The 10,909-nt window shown below is 69.4% G+C and carries 8 protein-coding genes; 2 read left to right on the top strand and 6 right to left on the bottom strand.

What is annotated here, in order from left to right:
* Nucleotides 1-71 precede the first annotated feature (71 nt).
* Nucleotides 72-1,127 (top strand): hypothetical protein, encoded by a 1,056-nt coding sequence (locus D7Y13_RS30870; protein ID WP_120533177.1) that lies wholly within the window; start codon nt 72-74, stop codon nt 1,125-1,127.
* Here the strand turns inward: D7Y13_RS30870 and hemH are convergent.
* From hemH to D7Y13_RS30840, 6 genes are all read right to left on the bottom strand, one after another.
* A complete protein-coding gene (hemH, locus tag D7Y13_RS30865; RefSeq protein ID WP_120533176.1) occupies nt 1,060-2,169 on the bottom strand; it encodes a ferrochelatase in 1,110 nt (369 codons plus the stop codon). The two genes, D7Y13_RS30870 and hemH, sit on opposite strands and share 68 nt — an antisense overlap.
* A 26-nt stretch (nt 2,170-2,195) precedes the next feature.
* Nucleotides 2,196-2,579, bottom strand: a complete 384-nt coding sequence (gene apaG / locus D7Y13_RS30860) for a Co2+/Mg2+ efflux facilitator ApaG/CorD (RefSeq protein WP_120533175.1) — start codon at nt 2,577-2,579, stop codon at nt 2,196-2,198.
* Between the two features lie 63 nt (nt 2,580-2,642).
* Entirely contained in the window at nt 2,643-3,629 is a 987-nt protein-coding gene (locus tag D7Y13_RS30855; protein WP_255424406.1) for a TerC family protein, read from the bottom strand.
* A 107-nt stretch (nt 3,630-3,736) separates the two neighbouring features.
* The gene (gene glgX, locus D7Y13_RS30850; RefSeq protein ID WP_120582299.1) at nt 3,737-5,881 is read right to left on the bottom strand and encodes a glycogen debranching protein GlgX; all 2,145 of its coding nucleotides are present in this window, start codon (nt 5,879-5,881) and stop codon (nt 3,737-3,739) included.
* Entirely contained in the window at nt 5,878-8,991 is a 3,114-nt protein-coding gene (gene treY, locus D7Y13_RS30845; protein ID WP_233595282.1) for a malto-oligosyltrehalose synthase, read from the bottom strand. Before treY ends, glgX begins: the two co-directional genes overlap by 4 nt.
* A 175-nt stretch (nt 8,992-9,166) precedes the next feature.
* Complete coding sequence (locus D7Y13_RS30840) at nt 9,167-9,505, bottom strand: SWIB/MDM2 domain-containing protein (protein ID WP_120533173.1); 339 nt, start codon at nt 9,503-9,505, stop codon at nt 9,167-9,169.
* 379 nt (nt 9,506-9,884) lie between these two features.
* Here D7Y13_RS30840 and D7Y13_RS30835 point away from each other — a divergent pair, with 379 nt between their 5' ends.
* Nucleotides 9,885-10,877, top strand: a complete 993-nt coding sequence (locus tag D7Y13_RS30835; RefSeq protein WP_120533172.1) for an NAD-dependent epimerase/dehydratase family protein — start codon at nt 9,885-9,887, stop codon at nt 10,875-10,877.
* Nucleotides 10,878-10,909: the final 32 nt, after the last annotated feature.

Genomic DNA, 10,909 nt, shown 5'->3' with positions numbered 1-10,909 from the left:
TCATTCCACCTTCTCCCTTTTACAACCGTCGGCCGCTCCGCTATCCCGCGACCGTCACCAGGAGTGTCCCCGTGAAGCGAAGTCTGTGCGGTCTGCTCGTTGCCCTCGCGTTCTCCGGCTGCAGCCAGGAGGCGCCCGGGAAGATCGAGCCCCTCCAGCGCCCGCCGGGCGCGCCGCCCGCGCCCGCGTCCAACGGGGAGGCCCCCGCGCCCGCCGCCGCCGCGCCCGCAGTCCCCAAGGACGCCGTGCTGCTGCGCTGGAAGCTCGTGCAGGGCACCCCTGTCGCCTTCCGCCTGACGCTCGCGTTGGATCGCGCCGCGCCCGCCTTCGAGTCCGCCCCGGCGGAGCCCAAGGCCGACAAGAAGAAGAAGGGCGGCAAGGACGAAGAGGCCCCGGCCGCCACCGCCGCGCCCGCCGCCGTCCCCAGCGAATACACCTACGTGCTGGAGCTGGACCGCGCCGGCGAGCGCCACCTGCGCGTGACGCCCTCGGGTGGGGCCGCGCCGGAGGACGCCACCGTGAGCGACCGCGGCTTCATCATCGACGGGCTCCCGGGCCGTGAGCGCAACCTGGCCACGCTCGTGCTGGAGCTGCCCAGGGACCCCGTGAGCCCCGGGGAGAGCTGGTCGCTGGCCACCGCGCTGCTCACCCCGGACGCCCTGGGCACCCAGTTCCGCCGCGCCACCGGCGGCGCCGAGCGGCGCAACCGCGTGAAGCTCGTCTCCGTCACCCCCGCCGACAACGGCGAGCAGGTGGCCACGCTCGAGTACGACCTCCTGGAGCAGTTCGGCGGGCTGCTCACCCCCGCGCGCATCCCCATGGCCAAGCGCGGCAGCCGCCCGTCCGCCCCCCAGGGCCCGGCCAACGACGAAGACGCCGCCGGCCCCACCGAGGGCACCGAGCTGGGCGCCACCGTGAAGATCACCGGCCGGGGCGAGTTCCTGGTGAAGGCCGGACAGTGGCGCTCCTGGGAGGGCACCCTCGCCACCAGCATGAAGGGGCCGGCCCAGTCCGCCATGGGCCTGCCGGTGGGCACCTACCAGGCCCGCCTCGCCCCCGTCAGCGCGCCCCAGGCTCCCGCGACGCCGGCACCCGCGGCTCCGACAGCGACGCCGCCCGCGCCGTAGACGGCGGTCCATCCGACGCCCGCACCAGCCGCACCACGGCGTCCACCCATTCCGGGTGGGCGTTGAGGGACGGCACCAGCGTCAGCGACTCACCGCCGGCCTCCACGAACTGCTCCTTCGCGCGGAGGCCCACCTCTTCCAGCGTCTCCAGGCAGTCCGCCACGAAGGCCGGGCACATCACCGCCAGCCGCTTCACGCCCTTCGCCGCCAGCTCCGGCAGCACGATGTCCGTGTAGGGCTTCACCCACGGCGTGCGCCCCAGCCGCGACTGGAAGGACACGGTGTAGCCGCCCTCCGGCAACGCCAGCCGCCGGGCCAGGTTCCGCGCCGTGTCGAAGCACTGCGCGCGGTAGCAGTGCCGGTTCGCGTCCCCCAGCACGTCGCAGCAGCCCGCGGACGCAAGGCAGTGCTGCCCCGTGGGGTCGCTCTTGCGCATGTGGCGCTCCGGCAGCCCGTGGAAGCTGAACAGCACGTGGTCCGCGCGCGCGTCGTCAATCACCGGCCGGGCCACCGCCGTGAACGCGTCCAGGAAGCCCGCGTCGTCGAAGAAGGCCGGCACCGCGCGCACGTTGGGCACGTCCCAGCCCTGCGCCAGCACCTCGTAGGTGCGCGCCAGCGACGACGACGCGGACGACGCGGCCTCGTGCGGGTACAGCGGCAGCACGGTGAACTCCGACACGCCCTTCGCCTTCAGCGCCGCGATGGCGTCCGGCAGGGACGGGTTGCCGTAGCGCATGGCGAGCGCCACCTCGTAGTCCCCCTTCAGCCGCTCGGCCACCGCCGCCTCCAGCGCGCGGCTGTACACGAGCAGCGGCGAGCCCTCCTTCGTCCACACCTTGCGGTAGGCCTCCGCGCTCTTCGCGGGACGGAACGGCAGGATGAAGAGGTTCAAGAGGAACCAGCGCCCCACCGGGTGGATGTCGATGACGCGCGGGTCGTTGAGGAACTCGCGCAGGTACCTGCGCACCGGCCCCGACTCGGGCGCGTCCGGCGTCCCCAGGTTGATGAGCAGCAATCCCCGCTTCGTGCTCGGCAGGACCATGCGCTTGAGGACTCCGGTAGGGGTTTTCAGTGCAGCGAGTGCGGCAGCGTCAGGGCGAACTCGGCGATGCGCGCCTCGAAGCGCGTGCCATCCGGACGCACCATCTCGTAGCTGCCGCGCATGGTGCCGAAGGGCGTCTTGAGCATCGCCCAGCTCGTGTATTCGAAACGCTCGCCCGGCCCCAGCCGAGGCTGGCGGCCCACCACGCCCTCGCCCTTCACCTCGTCCACGTTGCCCTGGGCATCCGTGATGAGCCAGTGCCGGGCGTGGAGCTGCGCGGGAGCATCGCCGTCGTTGACGATCTCCACCTTGTACATGAAGGCGAACTGCCCGGCCTCGGGCGTGCTGCGCTCCGGCCAGAAGGTCGGCTCCACGGTGACGCGGATGCCATCGGTGGTGGCGGTGGACATGGCGGGAGACTTGGCAGCGACTCCCGCCCGATGCAAGGGAAACACTGCCCCCGCCGGGACTCCCTACCCGCGCTCCTGCTCCCGGGCGGGGGGCTCCGGCTGCTTGCCGGCCTCCGGGCCCTCGGCCAGCTCCACCGGCTTGGGGAACACCAGCGACGCGACGACGGCCGCCACCAGGCACCCGGCGATGACCGCCAACGAGATGCCAATGGGAATCTTGTAGAAGTACTCCAGCAGCATCTTCACGCCGACGAAGCCCAGGATGACGCCCAGGGCCACCTTCAGCAGGTGGAACTTCTCCATCAAGCTGGAGACGACGAAGAAGAGCGAGCGCAGGCCCAGGATGGCGCAGACGTTGGACGTGTAGATGATGAAGGCGTCCTTGCTGATGCCCAGCACCGCGGGGATGGAGTCCATCGCGAAGAGCAGGTCCGTGGCCTCCACCACCATCAGCACGATGAACAGCGGCGTCACCTTGCGCCGGCCATCCTCGGTGATGAAGAAGCGGCTGCCGTCACCCTGACGCGCCACCGGCAAGAGGCGCCGGGACATCTTCACGATGAAGCCGGCCTCCGGATCCACGTCCTCGTCGTCCTTGGCGAAGAGCATCTTCACGGCCGTGAAGACGAGGAACGCGCCGAAGACGTAGATGAGCCAGTGGAACTTCGCGACCAGCGCCGTGCCCGCGAGGATGAGCACCGCGCGCATCACGAACGCGCCCAGGATGCCCCAGAAGAGCACCCGGTGCTGGTGCTGCGGGGCCACCCGGAAGTAGCCGAACACCATCAGGAAGACGAAGAGGTTGTCGACCGACAGCGCGTACTCCACCACGTACGCCGTCAGCCACTCCAACGCCGGGCCCCGTCCGCCCTGGTGCCAGATGCCCGCGCAGAACGCGAGGCTGATGCTCACCCACACGAGCGTCCAGAGCGTCGCCTCCTTCGGCGACACCGCGTGCTCCTTGCGGTGGAACAGCCCCAGGTCCAGGGCGAGCATCGCCAGGACGAAGACGTTGAAGCCCACCCAGGGCCAGACTGATTCGGTTAGCACGTGCGCCCGTTCCCGGTCCGAAGACGCCGCGCGAAGAAGCGGCCCCCAGGGGAAGGGGCCACCTCGCGCGTTCAAGCCCGCTGCCTACCCCGGGACGGCCCCGAGGGCTACTCCCATTCGGTCGTGGGCCGGCGCAGCACCACCACGGAGCGCCCCACCGCCTGCACCTTGCCGCCGGCCGGGGTGTGCGTGCGCTGGGATTCGCCCGTGGCCGCCGTGTCCACCACCAGCTCCCAGTCCGCGCCCCACTCCAGCGCGGGCAGCAGGAACGTGATGGGTTCGTGGTGCGCGTTGAGCAGCACCAGCAGCGTGTCCCCGACGATGCGGTGGCCCTCGTCGTCCGGCGTGGCGATGGCGTCCCCGCCCAGCAGGAAGGCCAGGGAGCGCACATAGGGCTTCTCCCAGTCCTCCCGCTTCATCTCCTTGCCGTCCGGCCGGAACCACGCCAGGTCCTTCAGCTCGCTGTCCCAGATGTGGGCCCCGCGGAAGAAGCGCCGCTTGCTCAAGACGGGCTGCTCGCGCCGCAGCTTCGCGATCCGGGCGGTGAACTCCAGCAGCTGGCGCTGCTTCTCGTTGAGGCTCCAGTTCACCCACGACAGCTCGGTGTCCTGGCAGTAGGCGTTGTTGTTGCCCTTCTGCGTGCGGCCCATCTCGTCGCCCGCCACCAGCATGGGCACGCCCTGCGACAGGAAGAGCGTCGACAGGAAGTTGCGCTTCTGCTGTTCGCGCAGCGCGTTCACCTTGGGGTCCGTCGTCTCCCCCTCCACGCCGCAGTTCCAGGCGTGGTTGTCGTTGGCGCCGTCCCGGTTGTCCTCGCCGTTGGCCTCGTTGTGCTTCTGGCTGTACGTCACCAGGTCGTGCAGCGTGAAGCCGTCGTGCGCGGTGACGAAGTTCACGCTCGCCGTGGGCTTGCGGCCGGACAGCGCATACAGGTCCGAGCTGCCCGTGAGCCGCGAGCCGATCTCCGCCGCCTGCCGGTCATCGCCCTTCCAGTAGCGCCGGATGGTGTCGCGGTACTTGCCGTTCCACTCGCTCCACAGCACCGGGAAGTTGCCCACCTGGTAGCCGTAGTCGCCCACGTCCCAGGGCTCCGCGATGAGCTTCGCCCGGCTCAGGACGGGGTCCTGGTGGAGGATTTGAAAGAAGGCCGCGCGGGTGTCGTAGCCGTGCCTGTCGCGTCCCAGCGTCGTCGCCAGGTCGAAGCGGAAGCCGTCCACGTGCATCACCTCCACCCAGTAGCGCAGCGAGTCCGCCACCAGCTTCAGCGCGTACGGGTGCGTGGCGTTCCACGAATTGCCGCACCCGGTGAAGTCCATGAAGTAGCGCGGGTCCTTCTCGCTGAGCCGGTAGTACGCGCCGGCGTCCAGCCCCTTGAAGGACAGCGTGGGGCCCAGGTGGTTGCCCTCGCAGGTGTGGTTGTAGACCACGTCGAGGATGACCTCGATGCCCGCGCGGTGCAGCAGCTTCACCATCCCCTTGAACTCCGCCACCTGTTCGCCCAGCGAACCCGACGCGCTGTAGCGCGCGTCCGGGGCGAAGAAGTTCAGCGTGTTGTAGCCCCAGTAGTTGGAGCGGCCCTTCTGGGTGAGGAACGGCTCGTCCATGAACGCGTGGATGGGCAAGAGCTCCACCGACGTCACGCCCACCTTCTTCATGTGCTCGATGGAGGCCGGGTGCGCCAGGCCCGCGTACGTGCCGCGCAGGTGCTCGGGGATGTCCGGGTGCAGCTTCGTGAAGCCCTTGACGTGCACCTCGTAGAGGACCGTCTTGTGCCAGGGGACCTCCGGCTTGCGGTCCTCCTCCCAGTCGAACCCGTCCTGCAGGATGACGCCCTTGGGCACGCCCCAGGCATCATCCTGGGTGTCCATGGCCAGGTCCTCCTCCTTGCCGCCGTGCACGTAGGCGTGGAAGGGGGCCTTGGGGTCCACCTTGCCGTGCAGCGCCTTCGCGTACGGATCCACCAGGAGCTTGTGCGGGTTGAAGCGCAGCCCCTTCTTCGGCTCGTACGGACCGTGAACGCGCAGGCCATACAGACACCCGGCCTGCACGCCCGGCATGTACCCATGCCAGACGTGGTTCGTCATCTCCAACAGCGGGAAGCGCCGCGTCTCCTTCTTCGGATCCGCGGGGTCGAAGAGGCACACCTCCACCTTCTTCGCATGCTCGCTGAACACGGCGAAGTTCACGCCGTTCCCGTCATACGTGGCGCCCAGGGGAAACGGCTTCCCTGGAAGCACCTCGGCCCTCCTCATCCAGCGCTCCTCTCCATCTCCAGCAGCACCACCGGGAACTCCGCGAGGAGCGGCCCCAGGGCCAGCCCCACGCCTCCCGGCCCCTGCTGGGGACGGACCTGGCGCCCGGTGAAGACGTTGCGGAACATCATGCCCGCATATGCCGCCGGAAGGTCCAGGAACGTACCGTCATACGCCTGCGACAGCCCCCCGGACTCCAGCGCCTCCAGGGTGTAACGCGGCGCGCAGGCAATCAGCACCGTGTCGCCGTGCGTGCGAGCGAAGCCCACCGCGGCCGGCGCGCGGGGCCCGGACACCTCCAGGGCCACGTAGCCGCCCGCCCGGAACAGGTCCGCGTGCTTCTGGCGCAGCCGCAGCGATTCCGCCAGCAGGTAGAGCTTCACCTGCCCGTCATCCAGGTCCTTCGACAGCCGCGCGCACAGGGCCGCCCGGTCCTTCGCTCCTTCCGCGTCCAACCCCTGGAGCAGCTTCTCCCGCAGGGCGTAGTCCACCGGCCGGCGGTTGTCCGGATCCACCAGCGACAAATCCCACAGCTCGCAGCCCTGGTACGTGTCCACCACGCCGGGTGAAGCGAGCTTCAAGAGCAGCTGCCCCAGCGCGTTGTGCTGGCCCGCGCGTTCGATGCGGCGCTTGAACGCGCGCACGTCGTCCAGGAACGCCTGGCCCTTCTTCGGGTCGAAGCACGCGTCCACGAAGCGCGCCACCGCGTCGTCGTAGGACGAATCCGGGTTGGTCCACGAGGTGCGGACCTTGGCCTCCTTGATGGCCTTGCCCATGTACTCGCGCACGCGGCGGTGGAAGTCCTCCAGCTCCTTCGCGGGCACGTGTTCGCCCATGGGCCACGCGCCCACCACCGTCTGGAAGAAGAGGTAGGTGTCGTTGGCGGACGGCGCGGGGCCGCCAGGCAGGTGGGAGACGAAGGGCTGCGTCAGGTCCGCCCACGCGCGGGCCCGCTCGCGCCACGCCTCCGGCAGCTCGGTGAGGACGTTGATGCGCGCGCGCACGTCCTCGCTGCGCTTGGTGTCGTGGGTGCTGGAGGTGAGCATGCTCGCCGGCCAGCGCTCCGCGCGCTCCTGGTTGCGCAGGTGGAAGGTGGTGGCGCGCATGCCGAAGTGCTCCGGCTCGCCGCCCACCTCGTTGAGGCTCACCAGCCGGTTGTAGATGTAGAAGACCGTGTCCTCCAGGCCCTTGGCCATGACGGGGCCTGTCACCTGCTGGAGCTTCATCGCGAAGCGCAGCATCACGGCCTTCTCCTCGTCGCCCACGTGCTCCGGGTAGCGGCCCAGGAGGATGTCGCGCAGGAAGTCGAAGATGGACGCGTTGGTGGTGGTGTTGCGCTCCTTGGCGCGCTGGAGGGTCCACTCGATGTACTGCACGTCGCGCGCGTCCAGCTCCTGCCGCCAGCCGTCCACATAGGTGCGGTAGACGGGGAACAGCGCGATGAACTCGATGAGCGCGCGCCTGAGGCTGTTGAGCGTGAAGTCGCGCGTGCGGCGGTTCATCTCCGAGATGCGGTTGAGTTCGTGCGCCAGGACGTTGATTTCACTCGCCATGGACACGCGCATGATGAGCAGCTTCTTCTGGTACGTCAGCTCCGCGAAGTCCTGCGAGCCGCCGGCGAAGCGCTCGTAGGTCTCCGTCAGGTGCGCCTCCGCCGCCGGGTGCACGAACAGGCCGCTCACCGCGTTGGCGAAGCGGTAGCCCGTGGTGCCGTGCACCGCCCACGCGTCCGGGATGCGCTCGCGGCCCCCCTGAATCTTCTCCACCGACACGAAGAGCGCCTTGCGCAGCGGGCTGTCCGGCGTGTCCCTCACCTCCTGCCGCCACTTCGCGCGCAGGAGCGCCTCCACCTGCGGCCAGCGCGCATCCGAGCCCCCCTGGAGCTCCGCCTCGAACCGGGCGCGCGCGCGCTCCACGAAGAAGCGCTCCTGCAGGTCCAGGAAGTAGGCGGTGGGGTCGAAGAGGCCGTCCGGATGGTCGATGCGCAGGCCGGTGACGTGCCCCTCGCGCAGCCACTCGAAGATGAGCTGGTGGGCTTCCTGGAAGACGTCCGGGTCCTCCACGCGGATGGCGGCCAGGCCGTTGATGTCGAAGAAGCGGCGGTAGTTGATCTCCTCCCCCGCCACGCGCCAGTGCGCCAGCCGGTAGCTGCACTCCTGGAGCAGCGCGTCCAGCATGTCGAAGGAGCGCACGTTGCCGGGCGTGCCGTTGAACACCCGCACGTTCTCCTCGATGTAGGCCGAAAGCTCCGCGCTGTCCGCCACCACCGTCGCGAGCCGCCGCTTGATGACCTCCTTCTCGCGGTGCCGCTCAATCACCTTCGAGCGCTCCACCTCCGTGCGCGGCGGCAGGTGCTCCAGCGCGGTGAGGATGGAGAGCAGCTCCACCAGATGCGGGTGCTCCGCGCCCAGCTGCGCCTCCAGCCGCTCCAGGCCGTGGCGCAGGATGCGGGCGTACTGGCGCGGGGCCACCGGCAGCCGGTGGTCGTAGTAGTGCAGGTGGAAGGCGCCGGAATCGAAGGACAGCTTCAGCTCGCCGCGCTCCAGCACGATGCCGTACTGGTCTCCCAGGATGGGCAGCAGCACCTTGTCCGCCAGCTCGTCCTTCACCGGCCGCCAGTCGATGTCGAAGAACTTCGCGTAGACGGACGACGGGCCGTTCTCCAGCACGTCCAGCCACAGGCGGTTGTCGCGCTCGATGCCCATGTGGTTGGGCACCACGTCCAGCACCTGCCCCAGGCCGTGCTCGCGCAGGGTGTCGCAGAACTCCGCGTGGTCATCCGGCGTGCCCACCTCCGGGTTGAGCCGCTGGTGGTCCACGCAGTCGTAGCCGTGGGTGCTGCCCGGCGTGGCCTTCAGGTAGGGGGACGCATAGAAGTCACTGACCCCCAGCCGGGCCAGGTACGGCACCACCGCCTTGGCCTGCTGGAAGGTGAAGCCCTGGTGCAGCTGCATCCGGTAGGTGGACAGCGGCGTGACGCGCCGGGACTCCAATTCCTGGCGCACCTGGCCGAACAGGCTGTCCGCCAGCGTCTCCACCGTCGTGTGCGTGCCATCCGCGTCCGCCTGCTTCGCGGTGCGCTCCCCTGCCTCGTGCCCGTCCTGGAACATGGTGCCCACAGGTAGGCCCGACGCGGCGCGTCCGCCAGCGGGGAGTGAGGGGTCCGCCCCCTTTTCAACGCTCGGGCGGCACCAAAAGCAGAGGGCCCGTCCCGCGCGATGCGTGACGAGCCCTCAAGGGGTCCTTCGGGTGGCCAGCGATGGCCCCCGACGGCCCGGATGCCAATCAGCTCAGCTGCTTGTTCACCAGCGAGGTCATCTCGAACATGGTGACGTTCTTCTTGCCGCCGAAGATGGGCTTCAGCTTGTCGTCGGCGTTGATCTGCCGCTTGTTCTTCGCGTCCTGGAGGTTGTTCTTCTTGATGTAGGCCCAGAGCTTCTTCACAACCTCGGTCCGGGGCAGCGGCTTGGGGCCGACGATCTCCGCCAGCGCGGCGGAGGGCGTCATTTCCTTCATGAACGCCGCGTTCGGCTTGCGCGTGTCACCGGCGGCCTTCTTCGCGGTGGTCTTCTTGGCGGCGGGAGCGGCAGTGGTCTTCTTCGCAGCGGCTTTCTTGGCGGCCATTCGTCTTGTGTCTCCTCCCCTCCGAAGGGGACGTTGCACGGCGTGCTTGCATCTTCAAGCTAGAGCCGATGGCGCGTAGTAGCACGGTCAAGCTTGAAAAACAGCGCTCTTCGCGTGGTTTTTCCCTCGGGGAACGCCCGAAGCGACGTGTTCGGAGGCTAGAACTCGGCCCCGCAGCGCATTCTTCCCTCGGGAGCGGAAGTCCCGCGACACGTCCGGAGCCCTAGAAACCGGCTCCAGAAGGCGTTTTCCCTCGGGGATTGGGCCTGTGAACACGTCTGGAGGCGATTTCCCGGCCCCGTGACAGCGTGCCTCCTCTGGGGGCGGGGGCCCATTTCGACGGTGGACGGGATGTGGCTTTTCGGATGAAACAGCACCCATGAATGCCCTCATCACCGGTGCCGGCGGCTTCCTGGGGACCTGGCTCGCACGCGCGCTGGTCGCTCGCGGCGACCGTGTCTCATGCCTGTTGCGCCCCTCCACCGACGCCCGCGAGTTGGAGAAGGCGCTGGAGGGCCACCCCTGGAAGCGGGTGATGGGGGACGTGACGGACCGGGCCTCCCTGGAGGAGGCGGTGAAGGGCGTGGACGTCGTCTTCCACCTGGCGGGCATCCGCCGCGCCGCGCAGCGGGACGAGTTCATCCGCGTCAACGCGGGTGGCACCCGGCTGCTCTGCGAGGCCCTGGCCGCCCTGCCCTCCCCCCGGCCCCGGCTGGTGATGTGCGGGTCGCTGGCCTCGCACGGACCCTCCACCCCGGAGCGACCCCATGTGGAGGAGGACGCCTTCCATCCCCATGAGTGGTACGGCGAGAGCAAGGCGGAGGCGGAGGACATCGCCTTCTCCTTCAAGGACCGGCTGCCCGTCACGGTGATCCGCCCGCCCCGCATCCTGGGGCCCGGCGACCGGGAGAACCTGTCCTTCTTCAAGCTGGCGAAGCAGGGCATCCGCCTGGAGCTGGTGGGCGGGCCCCGCCCCCTGTCCCTGGTGGACGTGGAGGACGTGGTGGACCTGCTCATCGTCCTGGCCGAGCGGCCGGAGGCCCTGGGGGAGGCGTTCTTCTGCGCAGGCCCCGAGCGGCTGACCCTGGAGGAGATGCAGGACCTGGGCGCCAGGGCCCTGGGCTACCACCCCAGGACGGTGCGCATGCGCCCGGCGGTGCTGACGGCCCTGGCGACGGCGGCGGACGGGGTGACGCGGCTGACCGGGAAGAAGCTCCCCCTCAACCGGAAGCTGGCGCGGCAGCTGCTGGCGCCCGCCTGGACGTGCTCGGGGGCCAAGGCCGAAAGGCTGCTGGGCTTCCGGCCGCGGAGGAATCTGGCGGAGTCGATCACCCGCAGTGGTGAATGGTATCGCGCGCAGGGCTGGTTATAGCCCCATGCGCCCAAAGGGCAGCCGCCCTGCCC

Origin of the sequence: Corallococcus praedator (genome assembly GCF_003612125.1) — a bacterium.
Classification (GTDB): Bacteria; Myxococcota; Myxococcia; order Myxococcales; family Myxococcaceae; genus Corallococcus; species Corallococcus praedator.
Note: the sequence above shows the minus strand (reverse complement) of the source record. Positions and strands in the feature narration are given on the sequence as shown.

What these genes read in the sequence shown, in the direction of transcription:
- hemH (WP_120533176.1), bottom strand. Translation starts at nt 2,169, where the DNA reads ATGGTCCTGCCGAGCACGAAGCGGGGATTGCTGCTCATCAACCTGGGG.
- apaG (WP_120533175.1), bottom strand. Translation starts at nt 2,579, where the DNA reads ATGTCCACCGCCACCACCGATGGCATCCGCGTCACCGTGGAGCCGACC.
- glgX (WP_120582299.1), bottom strand. Translation starts at nt 5,881, where the DNA reads ATGAGGAGGGCCGAGGTGCTTCCAGGGAAGCCGTTTCCCCTGGGCGCC.
- treY (WP_233595282.1), bottom strand. Translation starts at nt 8,991, where the DNA reads ATGTTCCAGGACGGGCACGAGGCAGGGGAGCGCACCGCGAAGCAGGCG.
- D7Y13_RS30840 (WP_120533173.1), bottom strand. Translation starts at nt 9,505, where the DNA reads ATGGCCGCCAAGAAAGCCGCTGCGAAGAAGACCACTGCCGCTCCCGCC.
- D7Y13_RS30835 (WP_120533172.1), top strand. Translation starts at nt 9,885, where the DNA reads ATGAATGCCCTCATCACCGGTGCCGGCGGCTTCCTGGGGACCTGGCTC.